Source organism: Bradyrhizobium sp. CCBAU 53421 (assembly GCF_015291625.1).
In the GTDB taxonomy this organism is placed as follows: Bacteria; Pseudomonadota; Alphaproteobacteria; order Rhizobiales; family Xanthobacteraceae; genus Bradyrhizobium.
Map to the genome: position 1 here is coordinate 104,162 of NZ_CP030047.1, position 22,324 is coordinate 126,485.

The 22,324-nt window shown below is 64.9% G+C and carries 24 protein-coding genes and 1 tRNA gene; 12 read left to right on the forward strand and 13 right to left on the reverse strand.

Annotated features, from left to right (window positions below; all coding sequences use genetic code 11):
• Positions 1-31 precede the first annotated feature (31 nt).
• From XH92_RS00440 to rpsA, 10 genes are all read right to left on the reverse strand, one after another.
• Complete coding sequence (locus tag XH92_RS00440; protein WP_194457484.1) at positions 32-772, reverse strand: metallophosphoesterase; 741 nt, start codon at positions 770-772, stop codon at positions 32-34.
• Between the two features lie 114 nt (positions 773-886).
• Positions 887-2,131, reverse strand: a complete 1,245-nt coding sequence (locus XH92_RS00445; RefSeq protein ID WP_371818117.1) for a folylpolyglutamate synthase/dihydrofolate synthase family protein — start codon at positions 2,129-2,131, stop codon at positions 887-889.
• A gap of 95 nt (positions 2,132-2,226) precedes the next feature.
• A complete protein-coding gene (gene accD, locus XH92_RS00450; RefSeq protein WP_194457486.1) occupies positions 2,227-3,168 on the reverse strand; it encodes an acetyl-CoA carboxylase, carboxyltransferase subunit beta in 942 nt (313 codons plus the stop codon).
• 104 nt (positions 3,169-3,272) lie between these two features.
• Entirely contained in the window at positions 3,273-4,109 is an 837-nt protein-coding gene (gene trpA, locus XH92_RS00455; RefSeq protein ID WP_194457487.1) for a tryptophan synthase subunit alpha, read from the reverse strand.
• A complete protein-coding gene (gene trpB / locus XH92_RS00460) occupies positions 4,106-5,323 on the reverse strand; it encodes a tryptophan synthase subunit beta (RefSeq protein ID WP_194457488.1) in 1,218 nt (405 codons plus the stop codon). Before trpB ends, trpA begins: the two co-directional genes overlap by 4 nt.
• Positions 5,324-5,443: 120 nt before the next feature.
• Entirely contained in the window at positions 5,444-6,145 is a 702-nt protein-coding gene (locus XH92_RS00465) for a phosphoribosylanthranilate isomerase (RefSeq protein ID WP_194457489.1), read from the reverse strand.
• A gap of 76 nt (positions 6,146-6,221) precedes the next feature.
• Positions 6,222-6,608, reverse strand: a complete 387-nt coding sequence (locus XH92_RS00470; protein ID WP_194457490.1) for a lipopolysaccharide assembly LapA domain-containing protein — start codon at positions 6,606-6,608, stop codon at positions 6,222-6,224.
• A gap of 85 nt (positions 6,609-6,693) precedes the next feature.
• Positions 6,694-7,023, reverse strand: coding sequence for an integration host factor subunit beta (locus tag XH92_RS00475; RefSeq protein ID WP_194457491.1), 330 nt, complete (start codon positions 7,021-7,023; stop codon positions 6,694-6,696).
• Positions 7,024-7,297: 274 nt separating this feature from the next.
• Entirely contained in the window at positions 7,298-8,275 is a 978-nt protein-coding gene (gene sppA / locus XH92_RS00480; RefSeq protein ID WP_194457492.1) for a signal peptide peptidase SppA, read from the reverse strand.
• 308 nt (positions 8,276-8,583) lie between these two features.
• Positions 8,584-10,293: a 30S ribosomal protein S1 gene (gene rpsA, locus XH92_RS00485; RefSeq protein ID WP_194457493.1), complete on the reverse strand. Its 1,710-nt coding sequence runs from the start codon at positions 10,291-10,293 to the stop codon at positions 8,584-8,586.
• Between the two features lie 497 nt (positions 10,294-10,790).
• Here rpsA and XH92_RS00490 point away from each other — a divergent pair, with 497 nt between their 5' ends.
• Positions 10,791-10,964 (forward strand): hypothetical protein, encoded by a 174-nt coding sequence (locus tag XH92_RS00490; protein WP_194457494.1) that lies wholly within the window; start codon positions 10,791-10,793, stop codon positions 10,962-10,964.
• 78 nt (positions 10,965-11,042) lie between these two features.
• Here the strand turns inward: XH92_RS00490 and cmk are convergent, their stop codons facing one another.
• Together cmk and aroA are read right to left on the reverse strand one after the other, a co-directional pair.
• Entirely contained in the window at positions 11,043-11,672 is a 630-nt protein-coding gene (gene cmk, locus XH92_RS00495; protein ID WP_194457495.1) for a (d)CMP kinase, read from the reverse strand.
• Positions 11,669-13,006 carry a 3-phosphoshikimate 1-carboxyvinyltransferase gene (gene aroA, locus XH92_RS00500; RefSeq protein ID WP_194457496.1) on the reverse strand — a complete coding sequence of 446 codons (1,338 nt, stop codon included), beginning with the start codon at positions 13,004-13,006 and terminating at the stop codon, positions 11,669-11,671. Before aroA ends, cmk begins: the two co-directional genes overlap by 4 nt.
• Before the next feature lie 146 nt (positions 13,007-13,152).
• Here aroA and XH92_RS00505 point away from each other — a divergent pair, with 146 nt between their 5' ends.
• From XH92_RS00505 to XH92_RS00515, 3 genes are all read left to right on the forward strand, one after another.
• Complete coding sequence (locus XH92_RS00505) at positions 13,153-13,560, forward strand: TIGR02300 family protein (protein WP_194461042.1); 408 nt, start codon at positions 13,153-13,155, stop codon at positions 13,558-13,560.
• A 109-nt stretch (positions 13,561-13,669) separates the two neighbouring features.
• Positions 13,670-13,745, forward strand: a tRNA-Ala gene (locus XH92_RS00510).
• Positions 13,746-13,885: 140 nt separating this feature from the next.
• The gene (locus XH92_RS00515; RefSeq protein WP_194457497.1) at positions 13,886-14,122 is read left to right on the forward strand and encodes a GIY-YIG nuclease family protein; all 237 of its coding nucleotides are present in this window, start codon (positions 13,886-13,888) and stop codon (positions 14,120-14,122) included.
• 321 nt (positions 14,123-14,443) lie between these two features.
• Here XH92_RS00515 and XH92_RS00520 read toward each other — a convergent pair whose 3' ends face one another.
• Entirely contained in the window at positions 14,444-14,905 is a 462-nt protein-coding gene (locus tag XH92_RS00520; protein ID WP_194457498.1) for a MarR family winged helix-turn-helix transcriptional regulator, read from the reverse strand.
• Between the two features lie 181 nt (positions 14,906-15,086).
• Between XH92_RS00520 and XH92_RS00525 the strand changes: the two genes are divergently transcribed.
• The 8 genes from XH92_RS00525 (at position 15,087) to XH92_RS00560 (ending at position 22,291) form a co-directional block, all read left to right on the forward strand.
• Positions 15,087-15,512 (forward strand): organic hydroperoxide resistance protein, encoded by a 426-nt coding sequence (locus XH92_RS00525; protein ID WP_194457499.1) that lies wholly within the window; start codon positions 15,087-15,089, stop codon positions 15,510-15,512.
• A gap of 222 nt (positions 15,513-15,734) precedes the next feature.
• Positions 15,735-16,940 carry a CaiB/BaiF CoA-transferase family protein gene (locus tag XH92_RS00530; RefSeq protein WP_246788159.1) on the forward strand — a complete coding sequence of 402 codons (1,206 nt, stop codon included), beginning with the start codon at positions 15,735-15,737 and terminating at the stop codon, positions 16,938-16,940.
• A 243-nt stretch (positions 16,941-17,183) separates the two neighbouring features.
• Complete coding sequence (gene ugpB / locus XH92_RS00535) at positions 17,184-18,500, forward strand: sn-glycerol-3-phosphate ABC transporter substrate-binding protein UgpB (RefSeq protein WP_194457500.1); 1,317 nt, start codon at positions 17,184-17,186, stop codon at positions 18,498-18,500.
• 65 nt (positions 18,501-18,565) lie between these two features.
• Positions 18,566-19,447 carry a sn-glycerol-3-phosphate ABC transporter permease UgpA gene (gene ugpA, locus XH92_RS00540; protein ID WP_194457501.1) on the forward strand — a complete coding sequence of 294 codons (882 nt, stop codon included), beginning with the start codon at positions 18,566-18,568 and terminating at the stop codon, positions 19,445-19,447.
• Positions 19,447-20,295, forward strand: a complete 849-nt coding sequence (ugpE, locus tag XH92_RS00545; protein ID WP_050628063.1) for a sn-glycerol-3-phosphate ABC transporter permease UgpE — start codon at positions 19,447-19,449, stop codon at positions 20,293-20,295. Before ugpA ends, ugpE begins: the two co-directional genes overlap by 1 nt.
• Positions 20,295-21,377, forward strand: a complete 1,083-nt coding sequence (locus tag XH92_RS00550; protein ID WP_194457502.1) for a sn-glycerol-3-phosphate import ATP-binding protein UgpC — start codon at positions 20,295-20,297, stop codon at positions 21,375-21,377. Before ugpE ends, XH92_RS00550 begins: the two co-directional genes overlap by 1 nt.
• 171 nt (positions 21,378-21,548) lie before the next feature.
• Positions 21,549-21,974: an Hsp20 family protein gene (locus tag XH92_RS00555; protein ID WP_021082592.1), complete on the forward strand. Its 426-nt coding sequence runs from the start codon at positions 21,549-21,551 to the stop codon at positions 21,972-21,974.
• 50 nt (positions 21,975-22,024) lie between these two features.
• Complete coding sequence (locus tag XH92_RS00560; RefSeq protein WP_194457503.1) at positions 22,025-22,291, forward strand: DUF1150 domain-containing protein; 267 nt, start codon at positions 22,025-22,027, stop codon at positions 22,289-22,291.
• The last annotated feature ends 33 nt before the right edge of the window (positions 22,292-22,324 follow it).

Sequence of the window (22,324 nt, forward strand, 5' to 3'; positions counted from 1 at the left end):
GCGCCGCCGATTACCTGATCGGCGCCGCCGATTACCTGATCCATCCCGTCGCCAGCGCCGAGGCGAGCTCGGCCTGGCCATTGCGCCGCGCCAGCGCGGCCATCGCCTCGTGATCGTAGGGGATATGGCGGAAGGTCACCTGCCAGTCGCGATCGACCCGTTCGAGGATCGCGTAGCGCGCATCGGGCGAGCCGGCCTCGACGACATGCGGATGCGGCTTGCCGGCGCGATAGCCGGGTGAGCCGACGCTGCCGGGATTGACGATCAGCCGGCCGTCACGAAGCCGCACCGCGCGCGCGGTATGGGTGTGCGCGCAAAGGATCAGCGATTGCGTGACGCCGTCCGCCCTCGCCTCGATCGCTTCCAGCGCGGACATGCAGACTTCGCCGCCCGGCAGCACCGTGTCGAGCCAATAGGTCTCGTCGTCCTGCGGCGTGGCGTGACAGAGGAACACCGCGTCGCGATAGACCGCATTCGCCGGCAGCGTGCGCAGCCAGTCGAGATGCCGCGGCTCGAGCTGGGTATAAGTCAGCCGCTCCCAGGCGCCCATTTTCTCGTGCGGACGGTCGATCAGATAGCGGTCGTGATTGCCAAGCAGATGGACCGCGTCGAGCGCCATCAGCATGTCGATGGTCGGCCGGGCGTCGAGCGGCCCGCTCACCATGTCGCCGAGACCGACGATGTCGGAAATGCCCTGCGCGCGAATGTCCGACAGCACCGCTTCAAGCGCGAGATGGTTGCCGTGGATGTCGGCGATCGCAGCAAAACGCATGGTGTGTTGTCCTCCCGTAGCCCGGATGGAGCGAAGCGTAATCCGGGAGGGCTTCCGTGACGGATTGAAGGGCCCCGGATTTCGCTTCGCTCCATCCGGGCTACGACACCGACATCATGCAGGAGGCGTGCCGTTGGCCGCAAGCACCGGGCCGGCGAGGTACAGCGAGCCGGTGATCAGGATGCGCGGCGGCACCTCGTAGGCCAGCGTGGCGAGCCGTTGCAGCGCGGCGTCGACGCCAGTTGCGATCTCGACGCGCATGCCGAGCGCACGCGCGGCGTCGGCGAGCTTGTCCGGCGCCATGCCGTTGTCGCGGCCGGGCACCGGGACCGCGATGATATGGCGCGTCAACCCGGCGAAATTGGCGAGGAAGGCGTTGGCATCCTTGTTGGCCATCATGCCCGCGATCACGACCAGCGGCCGCGACACGCGCTCCTCGAGATCGCCGAGCGCCGCCGCGGCGACGCGGCCGCCCTCGGCATTGTGGCCGCCATCGAGCCAGACCTCGGAGCCCTGCGGTCCCTGGCAGACGAGGCTGCCCGCGACCAGCCGCTGCATCCGCGCCGGCCATTCCGCATTGACGATGCCGGCCTCGAAGGCCGCGATGTTGAGCTTGAAGGTACCGATCGCGCGCAAGGTTGCGATCGCAAGGCCCGCATTGTCGAACTGGTGCCGGCCGAACAGTTTTGGCGCGGCGAGATCCATCAGGCCACGCTCGTCCTGATAGACGAGGCGGCCGCGCTCGACGCCGACATGCCATTGCTGGCCGGCGGCATGCAGCGGTGCGCGCATGCGGTTCGCTTCCGCCTCGATCACGGCCATCGCATCCGGCGCCTGCTCGGCCGAGATCACAGGCACCTTGCGCTTGATGATCGCGGCCTTCTCGCCGGCGATCAGGGCCAGCGTATCGCCGAGGAATTCCATGTGATCCATGCTGACCGGGGCGATCACCGAAGCCAGCGGCGTCTCGACCACATTGGTGGAATCGAGCCGGCCGCCGAGGCCGACCTCGAGCAGCGCGACGTCGGCCGGATGCTTCGCGAACAGGCAGAACGCCACCGCGGTTTCCATCTCGAAGATGGTGATGGGATGGCCAGCGTTGATCCGCTCGCAATGCTCGAACGTCTCGCGCAGCTCGTCGTCGCCGACGAGCTTGCCGCCGCCGGTTGCACCCAGCCGGTAGCATTCGTTGAGCCGCACCAGATAGGGCGAGGTGAAGACGTGCACGTGCAGGCCGGCGGCTTCGAGGATCGCGCGCAGATAGGCGATCGTCGAGCCCTTGCCGTTGGTACCGGCGACATGGATCACCGGCGGCAGCTTGCGCTCGGGATGATCGAGCCGCTCCATCAGGCCGCGCATGCGATCGAGGCTGAGATCGATGCGCTTCGGATGCAGCGCCGATATCCGCGCGATCAACGCCTCGAACGAGGGTTGCGATGGGGCGGCGCTTGCGGTCACGCGTGCGGCGCGGCCGGCACCGTCTCCGGGGCCGTGACGATCTGGGCCGGCTCGGTGACGGCAACCGTGGGCTTGGACGCGGTTTCGAGCGCCGGCGCCCTGGTCAGCAGGCGGCACAGCCGCGCCAGCGTGGCTTTCATCTCGTGGCGATGCACGACCATGTCGACCATACCGTGCTCGCGCAGATATTCGGCGCGCTGGAAGCCTTCCGGCAGCTTCTCGCGGATGGTCTGCTCGATCACGCGCGCGCCGGCAAAGCCGATCAGCGCGCCTGGCTCGGCGATCTGGATGTCGCCAAGCATCGCGTAGGACGCGGTGACGCCGCCGGTGGTCGGATTGGTCAGCACGACGATGTAGGGCTGGCGCGCTTCGCGCAGCATCTGCACGCCGACGGTGGTGCGCGGCATCTGCATCAGCGACAGGATGCCTTCCTGCATCCGCGCGCCGCCGGATGCGGCGAACACGATGAAGGGCGACTTCTTCTCGACCGCGAGCTCGAGCCCGCGCACCATCGCTTCACCGGCGGCCATGCCGAGCGAGCCGCCCATGAAATCGAAATCCTGCACCGCGACCACGACGCCGGCGCCCTCGAGCTTGCCGTAGCCGACCTTGATCGCGTCGTTCAGCCCGGTCTTGGTGCGGGCATCCTTGATGCGGTCGGCATATTTGCGCTCGTCGCGGAATTTCAGCGGATCGGCCGTCACCTCGGGCAGCGCGACGTCGAACCAGGTCTCGTTATCGAAGATCGACTTCAGCCGCGCCACCGCGCCCATGCGCATATGGTAGTTCGAGCCGGGGATCACGAACTGGTTGGCCTCGACGTCCTTGTAGAACACGAGCTGCCCGGAATCCGGGCACTTGATCCAGAGGTTTTCCGGCGTCTCGCGCCGCAGGATGTTGCGGATCTTCGGCCGGACGACGTTGGTGAGCCAGTTCATGGTTCGCTCCGAAATGCGGGTCGGTCCCGCACCAGCTGGATATATGGCGGGCCGGGCGAACCCGGCAAGCCGCCGTCTGCGGCCTTGTTGCCGCAAAATGTGGCTTATTCAGCGGCCTGCTTGGCGCCCCGGACCCCCTGGGCCAGCGCCGACACCAGGTCCGCCACCGCGCTCACGGTCTTCGGCGTCGCGCGGCCCTCGGCATCGAGATTGGCACGCACCACATCGACGATCGCGGTGCCGACCACGGCGCCGTTAGCGTTCTCGGCGATCGCGCGCGCCGTCTCGGGAGTGCGGATGCCGAAGCCGACGCAGACCGGCAGCTTGGTGTGCCGCTTGATGCGGGCAACCGCTTCCGCGACCACCTTCGAATCGGCCGTCGCAGCGCCGGTGATGCCGGTGATCGAGACGTAATAGACAAAACCCGAGGTGTTCGCGAGCACCGCCGGCAGGCGCTTGTCGTCAGTGGTCGGCGTCGCCAGGCGAATGAAATTCAGCCCGGCCTTCAGCGCGGGGATGCAGAGCTCGGTGTCTTCCTCCGGCGGCAGGTCGACGATGATCAACCCGTCGACGCCGGCCGTCTTGGCATCGGCCAGGAAGCTTTCGACGCCGTAGATGTAGATCGGATTGTAGTAGCCCATCAGCACGATCGGCGTCGCGTTGTCGTCCTTGCGGAAGTCGCGGACCATCGCCAGCGTCTTGCGCAACGTCATGCCGCCCTTGAGCGCGCGCAGGCCGGCCGCCTGGATCGACGGGCCGTCGGCCATCGGATCGGTGAACGGCATGCCGATCTCGATGACGTCGGCGCCGGCCTTCGGCAGCGCCTTGAGGATGTCGAGCGAGGTTTTTGCGTCGGGATCGCCGGCCATCACGAAGTTGACGAAGGCGGAGCGGCCCTGCTGCTTCAGTTCGGCGAAACGTGCGTCGATACGGGTGCTCACTTCTTCCTCGCCTTCAAGATATCGCCGACCTGCGGCACGTCCTTGTCGCCACGGCCCGAGAGGTTGACCACCATCAGGTGGTCCTTCGGCCGCTGCGGCGCGAGTTCGGACAGTTTCGCGATGGCATGCGCGGATTCCAGCGCGGGGATGATGCCCTCCAGCCGCGAAAGCAGCTGGAACGCGGCGAGCGCTTCCTCGTCGGTCGCCGAGAGATATTTGACGCGACCGGTCTCGTGCAGCCAGGCGTGCTCGGGGCCGATGCCGGGATAATCGAGGCCGGCGGAGATCGAATGCGCTTCCTCGATCTGGCCGTCGGCGTCCATCAGGAGATAGGTGCGGTTGCCGTGCAGCACGCCGGGGCGCCCGCCGGCGAGCGAGGCGGCATGCAGCTGCGTCAGGCCATGGCCGGCGGCTTCGACGCCGAAGATCTCGACCGAGGGATCGTCGAGGAACGGGTGGAACAGGCCCATCGCATTGGAGCCACCGCCGATGCAGGCGATCAGCGAGTCCGGCAGGCGGCCTTCGGCCTCCTGCATCTGCGTGCGCGTCTCGTGGCCGATGATCGACTGGAAGTCGCGCACCATCATCGGATAGGGGTGCGGCCCCGCCACCGTGCCGATGCAATAGAAGGTGTTGTGCACGTTGGTGACCCAGTCGCGCAGCGCGTCGTTCATCGCGTCCTTCAGCGTCCGCGCGCCCGACTGCACCGGAACGACCTTGGCGCCCAGCATCTCCATGCGGATCACGTTGGGCTGCTGCCGTTCGACGTCGACCGCGCCCATATAGACCACGCATTCGAGCCCGAACCGCGCGCACAGCGTCGCCGTCGCAACGCCATGCTGGCCGGCGCCGGTCTCGGCGATGATGCGCTTCTTGCCCATGCGGCGCGCGACCATGATCTGGCCGAGCACGTTGTTGACCTTGTGCGAGCCGGTGTGGTTGAGCTCCTCGCGCTTCAGATAGATCTTAGCGCCGCCGAGATGCTCGGTGAGCCGCTCGGCGAAATACAGCGGCGAGGGCCGGCCGACATAGTCCTTCAGATAGACGTTCATCTCGGCCTGGAACGCCGGATCGGCCTTGGCGTCGGCGTAGGCCTTTTCCAGATCGAGGATCAGCGGCATCAGCGTTTCCGCGACGAAGCGTCCGCCGAAAATGCCGAAATGCCCGCGCTCGTCGGGGCCGCTGCGGAAGGAATTGGGCAGGTTTTGATTCATCGAACCATCAGTTCTTCTGGCCGCGTCGCGGCGCTGTTTCCACTCCCTCGCCCCGCTCTTGCGGGGAGAGGGTTGGGGTGAGGGGTTCTTCCAATTGCTCGATCGTCATTGCGGCGCCCCTCACCCGCCCGCGCGTTGCGCGGTCGACCTCTCCCCGTAAACGGGGAGAGGCGAAGAGGAGTCGGTTGCGCGTGCGGCGCGGATGAAGGCGCGGATCAGCTCGGGATCCTTGACGCCGGGCGTGCGCTCGACGCCCGACGAGACGTCGACCCCGCCGGCGCGGGTGACGCGGACAGCTTCAGCCACGTTATCGGCATTGAGCCCGCCGGAGACCATATAGGGCAGCGCGAGATCGAGATTTTCCAGCAGGTGCCAGTCGAACGGCGCACCGAGACCGCCCGGCCGCGTGGCATCCTTCGGCGCGCGGGCATCGAACAAGATCCGGTCGGCGACGCCGGCATAGCCCGGCAGCGGAGCGAGATCGGCTGCGGTCTCGACCGGCAGCGCCTTCATCAACGGCAGGCCGAACTTCTGCTTAATGTCTCGCAGCCGCGCGGTGGTTTCCTTGCCGTGCAGTTGCAGGATATCCGGCCGCAGCGTCTCGACGATGTTCTCAAGCGTCGCGTCGTCGGCATCGACGGTCAGCGCGACCTTGACGGCGCGGCCCTTGGCGCGGCCGCCGAGCTCGCGCGCGGTCTCCAGGCTGACGTGGCGCGGCGACGGCGGAAAGAACACGAACCCGACCATATCCGCGCCGCCGTCGAGCGCGACGTCGAGCGTCTCGCGCGTGGACAGGCCGCAGATTTTGACGAGCAGGGGCATGGTCTCGAAACGGGTCTTTCAAAGCGGTTTTCGGGCGTCCGGAACAGGGGCTGGCCCGGGTCCGACGGGGCGGGTTCTACAACGTCGCGCCCTGCTTGTCTCGCCCATTGGGCCCGTAAAACCCAAGCTGGGCCGGGGCCGAACGGCGCTGGGCGTCGTCCCGGGAGGCAGCGGCCCTGAGGTCGGCGAGCTCGGCGCGGACGTGGCGGGCGTCGGCCTCGTGCTGGCGGGCGGCGCGACGCCAGCGCCCTTGCTTGAACCAGGTTCCGATGCCGCCGGCGATCACGCCCAGGATCGCGGAGGCGATGATGACGACGAACAGCGGCAGTGTGACCGCGACCGTCGGCGTCACAGAGTTGAAGGGATCGAACGACACCGTCACCCAATGACGGTTGGCGACGGCAAAGATGATGAAGATCAGTCCGAGTGGAACGACGATGATTGCCGTGAAAAACCTTCGCATGACCATCTCTCGCCGCGATGGAGAAAGTGCGGGCAGATCGCCCGCCGCACGGCAACGCCGGACGTCGCGCTAAGCGTCCGCCTTGTCAGGCGTCAGCTTTGGGCGCTTCGATCTTGGAAGCTCCCGCCTCGGCCTCGTCGCGATTGAGGCGCTCGCGCATTTCCTTGCCGGTCTTGAAGAACGGCACGCTCTTCTGATCGACCGGCACATGCTCGCCGGTGCGCGGATTGCGGCCGGCACGCGCCGGGCGATGCTTCACCGAGAAAGCGCCAAAACCACGCAGCTCGACGCGGTCGCCGCGCGCCAGCGCTGCGACGATTTCATCGAGAATCGCATTCACAATATTCTCGACATCCCGCTGGTAGAGGTGCGGGTTGTGCTCGGCGATGCGCTGAACAAGTTCGGATTTGATCATCGAAAGTGGGATCCGGGCTCTTGCGGAAACCCATTTCCGTGAAAATGCCGTGCACTGTCAAGACGCTAAATCGATTTAGGACGTCGCGAAATCACGTGACAAATAGCCCAATTGGGGCATGCGGCGATTCCCGCAGAGCGGGAATACCCTGATCACTACGCCTTTCGCTCCCGACCAGAGCCTGTTCGTTCCGATTGAATCGGAACGGGCTCTAGATTTTTGCTTTGACGCGTTTTCTTCACGCGAACCGGTGTCCACTTCGCTCGAAAACGCTCTAGTCGGTTCCTCCGGGAGTCCACAGCGCCAGCATGCCGTCGAGGCCGAAGCGGTCGACCGCCTGGGCCACGCCGCCCTGCTCGATCCGCCGCGCGATGGCGCCGAGGCCGACCGCATCGAGCGTCATCGACGCTGCGGTGCGCAGGAAGGTCAGGTCGCTGAATCGCGGATTGAGCTTGTAATTGCGCACCGGCAGGTCGCTCTTGACCTTCTTCTCCGCAACCAGCCAGGCGATCGCGGTCTTCTCGTCCCCGAGCTGATCGATCAGCTTGAGATCGACCGCCTGCCGGCCGGTGAAGACGCGTCCATCCGCGACCTTCTCCAGCAGGGCGTCGTCCATGCCGCGCCGTTCCTTCACCAATCCACGGAACCAGGCATAGGAGTCCTTGACCAGGCCGTCGATCGCGGCGCGGGCCTCCGGGCTGGTCGGCTCGAACCCGTTGGGCGCGGCCTTCAGCGGCGAGGATTTGATTTCCTCCATCTTCACGCCGACGGTCTTGAGCAATTCGGACACGTTGGGAAACTGGAACAGCACGCCGATCGAGCCGACCAGCGAGGTCTGCTGGGCGACGATATGGTCGGAGGCAATCGCCGTGATGTAGCCGCCCGAGGCCGCCAATCCCTCGACCACGACGACGAGCGGCTTCTTGGCCTTCAACTGCACCAGCGAGTCGTAAAGCTGCTCGGAGCCCGCGGTCGTGCCGCCGGGCGAATTGATATGCACGACGACCGCCGCGTAGCTCGACTTGCCGAGCCGCTCCAGCGCCTCGACGCGCTCCTGGTCGCTGCGGATCAGTCCGTCGATGTTGATCCGCGCGATCGTGTTCGACGTCGCGAAGCTGCCGCGTCCGCCGGCGGCGATCACGCCCACGCCGACGATGGCCGCGATCGCAATGACCGCAGCGGCGACGCGCCAGAACGTCAGCTTGCGCCTGATACGGCGACGGTCGACGATCACGTCTGAATCCAGCGACATCCGATCTCTCCAGAAATGGTCAGCGCGCAATCCGCGCGTTTTGCAGTCGCAGCGTCACTTTCCGCTTAGCCAAATACATCAATTGCGACGCAATATGAAGAAAACAAGGCCCACACCTCCCCTTGAAAAGGGGAGGTCGCTTTGCTCGTCAGAGCAAAGCGGGTGGGGATCTGCTCTCTCCGCATGCAGCATCGCCTGCGGCTGACCCCCATCCCGACCTTCCCCCTTTCAGGGGGAAGGGGAAGACTCAAACAAAAGGGCCCCGGCTTGCGCCGGGGCCCCAATGTTCGCCTCAACGAGACGAATGCTTACTTGTCGGTGCCGCGGTTCTTCAGCGCGGTGCCGAGAATGTCGCCGAGCGTCGCTCCCGAATCGGAGGAGCCGTACTGCGCGATGGCTTCCTTCTCTTCGGCAACTTCCAGCGCCTTGATCGAGACCTGCACCTTGCGGGCCTTCTTGTCGAACTGGATGACGCGGGCATCGACCTTCTCGCCGACGGCGAAGCGTTCGGCGCGCTGGTCGTTGCGGTCGCGGGCCAGCTCGGACCGCTTGATGAAGGTGGTGAACTCGGTGCCCGAAATCCGGACCTCGATGCCGCTCTCCTTCACTTCGAGCACTTCGCAGGTCACGACCGCGCCCTTCTTGACGTCGCCCGGCTCGGCGAAGGGGTCGCCTTCGAGCTGCTTGACGCCGAGCGAGATACGCTCCTTCTCGACATCGACATCGAGCACCACGGCCTTGACCATGTCGCCCTTCTTGAAGTTGTCGATGACCTGCTCGCCCGGAAGCTTCCAGTCGAGGTCGGAGAGGTGGACCATGCCGTCGACGTCGCCCTCGAGACCCAGGAACAGACCGAACTCGGTCTTGTTCTTGACCTCGCCCTCGACAACCGAACCGACCGGGAACTTCTCGACGAAGACTTCCCAGGGATTGCGCATGGTCTGCTTGAGGCCGAGCGAGATGCGGCGCTTGACCGAATCCACTTCGAGCACCTGCACCTCGACTTCCTGCGAGGTCGAAACGATCTTGCCGGGGTGCATGTTCTTCTTGGTCCACGACATCTCGGAGACGTGGATCAGGCCTTCGATGCCCGGCTCGAGCTCGACGAACGCGCCGTAGTCGGTGATGTTGGTGACGCGGCCGGTGAAGCGGGCACCCAGCGGGTACTTGGCTTCGATGCCCTGCCACGGATCATCCAGCAGCTGCTTCATGCCGAGCGAGATGCGGTGCGTCTCGTGGTTGATCTTGATGATCTTGACCTTCACGGTCTGGCCGATGGTCAGCACCTCGGTCGGGTGGTTGACGCGGCGCCAGGCGATGTCGGTCACGTGGAGCAGGCCGTCGATGCCGCCGAGATCAACGAACGCGCCGTAATCGGTGATGTTCTTGACCACGCCGTCGATCACCTGACCCTCTTCGAGGTTCTGCACCAGCTCCTGGCGCTGCTCGGCGCGGGTCTCTTCGAGAACCGTGCGGCGCGACACCACGATGTTGCCGCGGCGGCGGTCCATCTTGAGGATCTGGAACGGCTGCGAGTTGTTCATCAGCGGCGCAACGTCGCGGATCGGACGAATGTCGACCTGCGAGCGCGGCAGGAAGGCCACCGCACCGTCGAGGTCGACCGTGAAGCCGCCCTTGACCTGGTTGAAGATGACGCCGTTGACCTTTTCGTTGTTCTGGAACGCCTTCTCGAGCTTGCCCCAGCTTTCCTCGCGGCGCGCCTTGTCGCGCGACAGCACGGCTTCACCGAGCGCATTCTCGATCCGGTCGAGGAACACCTCGACTTCGTCGCCGACCTTGAGGTCGCTGTCACGGCCGGGGCCGGCGAATTCGCGCAACGCGACGCGGCCCTCGGTCTTCAGGCCGACGTCGATGACGGCCATGTCCTTCTCAATTGCAACCACCTTGCCCTTGATGACCGAGCTTTCCTGCAGATTGCCGCCGGCAAAGGACTCATCAAGCATCGCCGCGAAATCGTCGCGGGTCGGGGTATAAGAAGACGCAGAATTCGAAACCATTTGATCTCCAGATGCGGAATCTCGCCGGCCATTCGGGTTGATGGGCGCACCGCGCGTGAAGTGTCAGGGTTCCGCAAACCCTGACGACCGCTCATTGCAGGAGGTGCAACAGCGGGCCGGCAGCAAGACTGCACGTTCGGTACGTTTTGATATTCCGGAGCCTGAAACGAAAATATCGACTTCAAGACCTGGGAGCGGGCGTTCCTCCAGATGCGGCGAGGGTTCAAACCCGGCGCCGGCCCGCTCAGACACGGCCTCGACACCGTCGATGCTGCTCCGAACGGCGCTGATATAGCTCCGGGGCCCATTTTGGGCAAGCCGGAAATGCCCGATTTACGGGCGCTTAAGGCTGATCTCGTCACCGGCGGCGCCGCAACGCCGGCCTCTCAACGCGCTGTTGACCGAGTCACACGAAATGCCCCGCAAGCGGCCGGCCCGGAACCGGCCCTTAAGCAGCACCCCATACGATAGCACCGCTCAAAACAGGGGGATTACCAATGAAAAGCTTTGTGGTGCTGGCGGCGATCGCCGTCCTGACCGTCGGAAATGCGATTGCCGGGATGCCCAATGCTACTCCGGCCGCGCCCGGCACGTCTGTCGTGGCGGCGCAGCCGCTGCTCAGCATGGCCGAGCAGGAATTGCCGTTCGACCGCTACTGGTCCAAGAACTAACTGATCCAACGCGGGTCCAAAGTGAACCTGGCGCGATGACCCCGTCATCGCGCTTTATCTTTGCCCCGGCCTGACCGATCAGCGCCGGGCGCGCGCTGCCTCGACGATGGCGATGGCAGCGCGGACGCCGGCCTCGATGTCGAGATTGGAATTATCCAGCGTGTGGGCGTCCGCCGCCGGCCGCAACGGCGCAATGGCGCGGTTCTTGTCCCGCTCGTCGCGCTTGAGGATGTCGGCCAGCACCGCCTCCTCGTCGGCGTCCTCGCCACGGGCGCGCGCCTCCAGGGTGCGACGCTGCGCCCGCACGCGGGGGTCGGCGACCACGAAGATCTTCACGTCGGCATCCGGGCAGATCACGGTGCCGATATCGCGTCCATCCAGCACCGCACCGGGCGGATCGGCGGCGAACTGGCGCTGGAAGCTGACCAGCGCCTCGCGCACCTTCGGAAAGGCCGAGACGACGGACGCGCCCTCGCCGACCTTCTGGGTCTTCAGGATCGGATTGCCGAACTTCTCGGGATCGAGCTCGAGCGCGACGGCCACCGCCAGCGCCTCGTCGTTGAGGTCGGCGCCCTGCGCCATCATCGCATAGGCCACCGCACGATAGATCACGCCGGTGTCGAGATGGCGGTAGCCGTAGTGGTGGGCGAGCCGCTTGCCGAGCGTGCCCTTGCCGGAGGCGGCGGGTCCGTCGATGGCGATGATCATGCGAAGTCAGCTCCGAGCGCGCGCATCATCGGAATGAAATCCGGGAAACTGGTGGCGATGAAGCCGGTGTCATCGATCTTGACCGGCCGATCCGAGGCACAGCCCATCACCAGCGCCGACATCGCGATGCGATGATCCATGTGGGTGGCGACGAGGCCGCCGCCCGGGACGTGGCCGCGCCCCTCGACGATCAGATCATCGCCGGAAACCTCGACCTTGACGCCGTTGACGCGCAGCATATCCGCGGTGGCTTCGAGACGGTCGGATTCCTTGACACGCAGCTCCTGCAAACCGCGCATGATCGTGGTGCCTTCGGCAAACGCCGCGGCAACCGCCAGCACGAGATACTCGTCGATCATCGACGGCGCGCGCTCCGGCGGCACCTCGACGCCCTTCAGCTTCGAGGCCCGCACGCGCAGCTGCGCCATCGGCTCGCCGGCATCGCCGCGCACGTCGCTCTCTTCGATCGAGGCGCCCATTTCGCGCAGCGTGGTGAACAGACCGGTGCGCAGCGGATTGGTCATCACATCGGAGAACACGACGTCGGACCCTTCGACGATCAGTGCGGCCACGATCGGGAATGACGCGGAGGACGGATCGGCGGGCACCACGACGTTGGCGCCGTGCAGCTCGGGCTCGCCGTTCAGCGAGATCCGGCGGCCGTGGCTGCCTTCCTTCTCCGAGGAGATCTCGGCGCCGAAATGCTTCAGCATCAGCTCGGTGTGGTCGCGGCTCGCCTCCTGCTCGATGACCGTGGTGATGCCGGGCGCGGACAGCCCCGCCAGCAGCACCGCGGACTTGATCTGGGCCGAGGCGACCGGCGTCTTGTAGACGATCGGCACCGGATAGCGGGCGCCATGCAGGGTCAGCGGCAGCCGGCCTCCCTCCCTGATGTCGCTGGTCCGGGCGCCCATCAGCTCCAGGGGATCGAGAATCCGGCGCATCGGCCGCGAACGCAGCGAGGCGTCGCCATCGAAAATGGCCGCGATCGGGCAGCCGGCCACCGCGCCCATCACCAGCCGGCAGCCGGTGCCGGAATTGCCGAAATCGAGCGGCGCGGCAGGCTGGGCGAAGCCGCCGACGCCGACGCCTGCAACCGACCAGGTAAACGGCGCCGTCCGCTCCACCCTGGCGCCCAGCGCGCGCATGGATTTGGCGGTATTGAGGACGTCTTCGCCCTCCAGAAGGCCGGAAATGCGGGTTTCGCCAACCGAAAGCGCCCCCAGGATCAGGGCACGGTGGGAAATCGATTTGTCGCCGGGAACGCGGACCTTGCCGGCCAGGGGGCCGCAAGCGCGTGATTCCAGCGGGGTCGGGGTGTCGGAATGGGCCAAGATTGTGTCCTCTCGCGCCGCGGCAGGTATCACATAGGCAACACCGCGTCACGCGCCCGTCACTTGCGCGCAAACCGCTATTGACAGCGGCTCCTCAACTAGCCAAGTGAAGCACCGTTTTTCAGCAAAATTCTGGGATGACCACGTTGGCCAAGTCCGAGCTCGGAACCAAGCGCATTTGCCCGACCACGGGCAAGAAGTTCTACGACCTCAACAAGAATCCGGTGATTTCGCCCTACACCGGTGAGGTCGTGCCGATCGCGCCCGTCGCGCCGCCGCGGGGCCGTGGCGCCACCGTCAGTTCCCCTGCGACCGCCGCCGAGATGCCCGAGGCGGCCGAGACCGAAGAGATGGTCTCGCTCGAGGAGGCCGATGCCGAGGAGAACACCGGCAAGGTCAAGGCCCAGGTTCCCGAATCCGAGGACGATATCGAGGTCGATGAGACGATCGACGACGATGACGACGACGATTCGACCTTCATCGCCGACGAGGAAGAGGGCGATGAGGACGTGACCGATATTATTGGTGACGTCGGCGGCGACGAAGAGACTTGAGAGAAGAGACTTGAGATCGGCGCCGATCTATGATCAACGGTGCTGCCGCGCGAGTCATCCAGGCCGCGCGGGCCGGGATTGATCCCCCAGGATCATCCCAATTGGATAAGGGGCCATAGCTCAGCTGGGAGAGCGCTTGCATGGCATGCAAGAGGTCGGCGGTTCGATCCCGCCTGGCTCCACCAGCCTTCGCTGGCTTCGCCAGCTTCGGCTCGGCAAGCCCTATCGTAGCGAAGGCTGCCGCGGCGTAGCCCGAAGGGCGAAGCCGGGCTCTCTCCAATATTCAAATGCGTTAGCATCGGCCCTATCAACTGGGTGGGGCCTGATGAAATACGTCTACATTCTCGAAAGCCTCGACGGCGTGCACTTCTACGTCGGTCTCACAGACGACCTGCGAGCTCGACTGGCCAAGCACAATGCTGGCGAAGTGCCCCATACATCCAAATATGGGCCTTGGCGGCTGAAGACTTACGTCGCCTTCAGCGATAAGAAACAGGCCGTCGCTTTTGAAAAATATTTGAAGTCCGCATCCGGCCGCGCCTTCGCCAAGAAGCGCCTCTGACCCGCCTGATCGCGCACCGCGCCAATCTCCGCCCCGCCCTTTTGATCCAGAACAAAGCTCGACAATCCATTGCCTGCTACCCTACGCGGCGCCAACGGACGCCAAGCCATGAGTGATTCCACCTGGACGGAATTCTTGCGGTGCCCGAGGTGCCAGCGCGCGGGCCATGCCCGGCTCTCGGAAATTGCGCCCTTCAGAAACCGGATCGAACAGGTCCCGGAGGGCTTCGAGATTCGTCACGACGAGCGCGGCAGCGATTTCCAGTGCGCAGCTTGCAGGGTGCCGGTGCTGCCATAGCGGGCGCGCCGCAGTCCGCGCCCGCTACTCCCCCAGCACCGCATTGAGCCGGTCGCGCAGTGCGACGATCTCATCCTTCATCGCCAGCAGTTCGCCGACCGTGCAGTCCGAAGCCGCGAGGATCGACTGCGGAACAGCCTTGGCCTTTTCACGCAGCGCATGGCCCTGCGCCGTCAGCGCGATCAGCACCACCCGCTCGTCTTCGGTGCTGCGGGTCCGCTTGATCAGCTCCGCCGCCTCCAGCCGTTTCAAGAGCGGCGTCAGCGTGCCGGAATCGAGGAACAGGCGCTCGCCGAGGTCCTTCACCGGCACGTCGTCGCGCTCCCACAGCGCCAGCATCACCAGGTACTGCGGATAGGTCAGCCCGAGCCGGTCGAGCAGCGGCTTGTAGACGCGGTTGAAGGCATGCGCCGTCGAATAGACCGCAAAGCAGATCTGGTTGTCGAGCCGCAGCGCCTGGTCCGCCGCCGTCGGTTTCCTGGCCATGATTCCCATCGAATCCATCTCGTTTCCGGGTCATTCTGGGCTCTCGGGACCGCGAATTCAATTGCGAACAATTAAATGTGAGGCTTCATAATTTATATTGTGTACAATCTATTTGCGTGCAATACATAGGCCATCGATTTCAAGCCCAGCCCACTCAAGTCCAGAACCAAGGGAGACCACGATGTCTGTGAACGTGCTCTACAAGACCAGCGCCAAGGCAACCGGCGGCCGCGACGGCCATGCGGCAACGCTCGACGGCGCGCTCGACGTCAAGCTCACCACCCCGAAGGAGCTCGGTGGCGGCGGTGGCGCGGGCAACAATCCGGAGCAGCTGTTCGCGGCCGGCTATGCCGCCTGCTTCATCGGCGCCATGAAGTTCGTGGCCTCCCAGGGCGGCCCCAAGGTTCCCGCCGACACCTCGGTGACCTCGACGGTCGGCATCGGCCCGCGCTCGGAAGGCGGCTTCGGCCTTGCCGTCGAGCTCGCCGTCTCGCTGCCCGGCCTGTCCCGCGCCGACGCCGAGGCGCTGGTCGAGAAGGCCCACCACGTGTGCCCCTATTCCAACGCCACCCGCGGCAATGTCGACGTCAAGCTGAGCGTCGTCTAATTCACTAACTACCAATGGTCCGCCACGTCCCGCGTGGCGGACTATTGCGTTTCAGCGGATCATTGCATTGCAGATGCCAGTTCGCTCTTTTCAGTTCGCTTGGCGAACGCACGCGCCGCCTGCTGCATGGGCCTGCGCCGACGGAAGCATTGCTGCCTCGCCTGAAGACCGTTAGCTCTGGGATCGCATTTTTCTGATCCCAACTGAGCGAAGGTTGCTTCCATGAATACCCCAGCGGCTACGGGCGCGATGACCGGACTGCGCGTGATCGATCTGACGCGCGTGCTCGGCGGCCCGTATTGCACCCAGATCCTTGCCGACCACGGCGCCGACGTGGTCAAGGTCGAGCCGCCCGCCGGCGACGAGGTGCGCGACTGGGGTCCTCCCTTCCACGAGGAAGACGCGGCCTATTTCGTCGGCATCAACCGCAACAAGCGCTCGATCGGCCTCGACCTCGCCTCCGAGGGCGGCCGCGCGGTGCTGATGAAGATGCTCGAGACCGCCGACGTGCTGATCGAGAACTTCAAGCCGGGCACGCTCGACAAATGGGGCATCGGCAACGACGTGCTGCGCGCGAAGTTTCCGCGGCTCGTGCATTGCCGGATATCGGGCTTCGGTGCGGACGGCCCGCGCGGCGGCAATCCCGGCTATGACGCGATCATCCAGGCGATGACCGGCATGATCGCGGCGACCGGCTCGCCGGAGAGCGGCCCGATGCGGATCGGCGTGCCGCTGGTCGACATCACCACCGGCCTCTATGCGGCGATCGGCATCCTGATGGCGCTGTCGGAGCGGCAGCGCTCCGGGCTCGGCCAGTTCATCGAGACCACGCTGTACGAGACCGGGCTTGCGATCATGCATCCGCACACCGCGAACTATTTCATGCATGGCAAGCCGCCATCGCTCACCGGCAACGAGCATCCGAACCTCGTGCCTTACGCGATCTTCCCGACCAAGACCGACAACATCTTCATCGGCGTCGGCAATGACGGCACCTTCCGCAAGCTCGCCAAGGAGATCGGCAAGCCGGAGCTCGGCACCGATCCGCGCTTTGCCCGCAACAAGGACCGCATCGCCAACCGCGATGCGCTGCGCGTCGAACTCGCCGCGGTGTTCAACCAGCACGAGGCCGAGCCGCTGTGCAACCGGCTGCTCGCCGCCGGCCTGCCGGCCGGCCCGGTGCAGAAGATCGACCAGGCGCTGACCAACCCGCACACGATCCATCGCGGCGACGTCATCGAGAAGGATTGGTACAAGGGCGTCGCCTCCCCGATCCGCCTCGAACGCACCAAGCCGAGCCTGCGCCGCACGCCGCCGAAGTTCAGCCAGCACGCTGCGGAAGTACTCGGCGAGTTCGGCTACTCCAAGGATGAGATCAAGGGCCTGGTCGACAAGGGCGTGGTCTGCGGTCCCCAGCGCAAGCGCTGACGTATCATGAAGAGCCAGGCGCCGGCTCGTATCGAACCGGCGCCAACGCATCGCCCCTGCGGTGCAACGTCGCGTCCGGCATTGCACCGCACGCACGCGACCGCGATGTCAGTCTTTTTTACCGCTTCCCTTCGCCTCGGCTTCCCCCCTACCATGGCTTTCGTTTATACGGTCATTTGAACGTCATCCGGCGCTGATAACGCGCGCAACGAAAGATGGTGTTCCAACCGGGAGGGGCTTTTGATGATTTTTCGACGATTAGGCGCTGCCGCGGTAGCTGCTGCCACGCTTGCATTCGCGTCGCCTGCGTTTGCGGTGACGGAGATTCAGTGGTGGCACGCGATGACCGGTGCCAACAATGACGTCATCGTCAAGCTGGCCAACGACTTCAACGCCTCGCAGTCCGACTACAAGGTGATCCCGACCTACAAGGGCGGCTACGCCGACACCATGAATGCCGGCATCGCCGCATTCCGCGCCGGCAACGCGCCGGCCATCATGCAGGTGTTCGAGGTCGGCACCGCAACGATGATGGCCGCCACCGGCGCCGTCAAACCGGTCTACAAGCTGATGGCCGACGCCGGCGAGAAGTTCGATCCGAGCGTCTATCTGCCCGCGATCACCGGCTACTACTCGACCTCGAAGGGCGAGATGCTGTCGTTCCCCTTCAACTCGTCGTCGACCGTGATGTGGGTCAATCTCGACGCGCTGAAGAAAGCCAACATCGCGGAGATCCCGAAGACCTGGCCGCAAGTGTTCGAGGACGCCAAGAAGCTGAAGGCGGCTGGCTACACCACCTGCGGCTTCTCCGGCTCGTGGGTCACCTGGGTCAATCTCGAGCAGCTCTCGGCCTGGCACAACGTGCCGCTCGCCAGCAAGGCCAACGGCCTCGACGGCTTCGACACCGTGCTCGAATTCAACGGCCCGCTGCAGGTCAAGCATCTCGAGAACCTGGTCGAGCTGCAGAAGGACAAGACCTACGACTATGCCGGCCGCACCAACACCGGCGAAGGCCGCTTCACCTCGGGCGAGTGCCCGATCTACCTGACCTCGTCGGCCTTCTTCGGCAACGTCAAGGCGCAGGCCAAGTTCAACTTCACCGCCGCGCCGATGCCCTATTATCCCGACGTCAAGGGCGCGCCGCAGAACTCGATCATCGGCGGCGCCTCGCTCTGGATCATGGGCGGCAAGTCGGCCGAGGAATACAAGGGCGTCGCCAAGTTCCTGACCTTCCTCTCGGACACCGAGCGCCAGGTCTGGATCCACAAGGCATCGGGCTATCTGCCGATCACCAAGGCCGCCTACGCCAAGGCCAAGGAAGAGGGCTTCTACAAGGATCAGCCTTATCTGGAGACCCCGCTGCTCGAGCTCACCAACAAGGAGCCGACCGAGAACTCCCGCGGTCTGCGCCTCGGCAACATGGTGCAGCTGCGCGACATGTGGTCGGAGGAGATCGAGCAGGCGCTGGCCGGCAAGAAGACCGCCAAGCAAGCGCTGGACTCGGCCGTCGAGCGCGGCAACCAGATGCTGCGGCAGTTTGAAAAGACCGCCGTCCGCTGACATGATGATGCCTTGAGGCCATCAACCGGCAGGCCGCAAGCGCGGCCTGCCATTTTGCCGAGATCATGCAAAAGCAAGCGATTTTCCAATCAAAGCTGTTGCCTTATGCGCTGGTTGCCCCGCAACTCGCGATCGTCCTGATCTTTTTCTACTGGCCGGCCGCGCAGGCGGTGATCCAGTCCTTCCTGTTGCAGGACGCCTTCGGCCTTTCGACCAGCTTCGTGTGGTTCGAGAACTATCTCGAGCTGTTCAAGGAGCCGGCCTATTTCGCGGCCATCGTGCGCACCTTCGCGTTCTCGTTCGCGATCGCGGTGTCCTCGCTGTCGTTCGCGCTGCTGCTCGCCGTCATGGCCGACAGGCCGCTGCGCGGCTCGACTCTCTACCGCACGCTGCTGATTTGGCCCTATGCCGTCGCCCCGCCGGTGGTCGGCGTACTCTGGGTGTTCATGCTGCACCCCTCGCTCGGCGTGCTGTCGCGCTATCTGCGCGCCATGGGCGTTGACTGGAATCCGCTGCTCGACGGCGACCAGGCGGCGGCCCTGATCATCCTCGCCGCGGCCTGGAAGCAGATCTCCTACAATTTCTTGTTCTTCCTCGCCGGGCTGCAGAGCATCCCGAAGAGCGTGATCGAGGCCGCCGCGATCGACGGCGCCCGTCCGATGCGGCGGTTCTGGACCGTGATCTTCCCGCTGCTGTCGCCCACCATCTTCTTCCTGCTGGTCATCAACATCGTCTACGCCTTCTTCGACACCTTCGGCATCATCGACACGATGACCCGCGGCGGCCCCGGCAAGGCGACCGAAACGCTGGTCTACAAGGTCTACACGGACGGCCTGCTGGGCGGAAATCTCGGCTCGTCGGCGGCGCAATCGGTCATCCTGATGGTCATCGTCGTCGTGCTGACGGGGATCCAGTTCCGCTTCGTCGAACGCAAGGTGACCTACTGATGGTCGAGGAGGAGGGCTTCCAGCGCTATCTGGCTCATATCATCCTGTGGATCGGGATCGCGATCGTCGCCTTCCCGGTTTATCTCGCGATCGTCGCCTCGACCCAGGACAACGCCGTGATCGCCAACGGCCAGATGTCGCTGTTGCCCGGCGGCCATTTCCTCGAGACCTACTACCAGACGCTGTTCGTCGGCACGAGCGGCTCGACCCGCGAGCCGGTGCTCAACATGATGCTGAACTCGCTGGTCATGGCGCTGCTGATCGCAGTCGGCAAGATCGCGATCTCGATCATCTCGGCCTATGCGATCGTCTATTTCCGGTTTCCGTTCCGGATGGCGATCTTCTGGATCATCTTCATCACCCTGATGCTGCCGGTCGAGGTGCGCATCTATCCGACCTACAAGATCGTCGCCGACCTGCATCTGCTCGACAGCTATGCCGGCCTGTCGCTGCCGCTGATCGCCTCGGCCACCGCGACGCTGCTGTTCCGCCAGTTCTTCATGACCGTGCCGGATGAATTGCTGGAGGCCTCGCGCATCGACGGCGCGGGCCCGTTCCGCTTCTTCTGGGATACGCTGTTGCCGCTGTCGCGCACCAACATGGCCGCGCTGTTCGTGATTTTGTTCATCCTCGGCTGGAATCAGTATCTCTGGCCGCTGCTGATCACCACGCGCGACGACATGCAGACCATCCAGGTCGGCATCCGCAAGATGATCACCACGACCGACGCGCTGACCGAATGGCCTGTCGTGATGGCGACCGCGCTGCTCGCGATGCTGCCGCCGGTGTTCGTCGTCGTCGTGATGCAGAAACTGTTCGTGCGCGGATTGGTGGAGACGGAAAAGTAATGGCTAACGTCACGCTGCGCAGCGTCCGCAAGACCTATCCCGGCGGCTTCGAGGCCATCAAGGGCGTCGATGTCGACGTCGGCGACGGCCAGTTCTGCGTGCTGGTCGGCCCAAGCGGCTGCGGCAAGTCCACGCTGCTGCGCATGGTCGCGGGGCTCGAGACCATCACCGGCGGCGAGATCGACATCGGCGGCCGCGTCGTCAACCAGGTCGAGCCCGCCGATCGCGACATCGCGATGGTGTTCCAGAACTACGCGCTCTACCCGCATATGAGCGTCTACAACAACATGGCCTACGGCCTGCGCAACCGCGGCATGGCCGAAGCGGAGATCAAGACCCGCGTCGAGGAAGCCGCGCGCGTGCTCGAGCTGTCGCCGATGCTGGAGCGCAAGCCGCGCCAGCTCTCCGGCGGCCAGCGCCAGCGCGTCGCGATGGGCCGCGCCATCGTCCGCCAGCCGAAAGTGTTCCTGTTCGACGAGCCGCTGTCGAACCTCGACGCCAAGCTGCGTATCGCGATGCGGGTCGAGATCCGCAAGCTGCAGCGCCGGCTCAACACCACCTCGATCTACGTCACCCACGACCAGCTCGAGGCGATGACGCTGGCCGACATCCTCGTGGTCATGAACGGCGGCCAGGTCGAGCAGATCGGCAATCCGCTGGATATCTACCAGAAGCCGGCGACCACCTTCGTCGCCTCCTTCATCGGCGCGCCGCCGATGAATTTGATGCCGCTGCGTTCGGACGAGCTGGCGTCCCAGATCGCGGCCGCAGATGGCGCCGGCATCGTCGGCATCCGGCCGGAGGACTTCGTGATCACCGGAGAGACCGCGTCCGGCGGCGTCGCGCTCGGCCTGACGGTCGAGGCGATCGAGCATGTCGGCGCCGAGACCTTCGTCTATGGCAGCCGCCAGCGCGAGGAGCAGGGCGTTGCCGCCAATCCGGGCGAGTTGCCGCCGGGCGAGGTGATCGTCCGGGTTCCCGGCGCCACTGGACCTGCCATCGGCGAGCGGATCCGGGCGGTCGCGCCGCGCGACAAACTGCATCTTTTTACCGCCGACGGCCGCAAGCGCGTCGGCCCGTAACCGATCGGGAAGAATTTACCCTCATGTTGCGGGCGTTTAGGCTGGTTTCGGGGCTGCTTGAACGCTATCCAGATCGCCCCCATATCCCTCACTGACCGGCGGGCCAGACGGCCCGCCGGTTGCATGGGGTGCCGCAAGGGCCCCTCAAAGTCGCTTCGAGAGGACTTTGTAATGTCTCGTGTTCCATCGTTGTCCAGTCCGTTCCTTCTGGGATTCGACGAGATCGAGCGTGCGCTCGACCGCGTCGTGAAGGGCGCTGACGGCTATCCTCCGTACAACATCGAACGGTGCGACCGTACCAACGGGCAGCCCGAGCGGCTCCGCATCACGTTGGCGGTGGCGGGCTTCACCCGCGACCAACTCGATGTAACTATTGAGGAAAATCAGCTCGTCATCCGCGGCCGCCAGCAGGACGACAAGGCTCGGCAGTATATCCATCGCGGCATCGCCGCGCGCCACTTCCAGCGCACCTTCGTGCTGGCGGAGGGGATGCAGGTGCTGGGCGCGGATCTGAAGAACGGGCTGTTGTCGATTGACCTGGCGAGGCCAGAACCTGAACGGGTCATTAAGACAATCGCTATCAATGAACACGAATAATAGAAACAAGGAGCGGACTCGACCGCTTATCTGACTGAGGAGTCGAGACCATGAGTGAAGTGAGTACCATCTTCCAATCCGATAACGTCAGCCCGGAAGCGCTGGCCCATCTGGGCGAGGGTCATATCGCCTATGTGAAGCAGGTCCGTTCCGAGGACGTGCCCGATCTCTTTCCGCAGGCGCCGAAGATCGCGCCGGGCCTCAAGCTGTTCGCACTGCATGCCGCCGACGGCACGCCGATCATGCTGACCGACAGCCGCGAAGCCGCGATCGCGAACGCCTGGAGCAACGAGCTGCAAGCCGTCAGCGTGCACTGACGCGGATCTATTAGCGGACCGCTGAATCAAGCA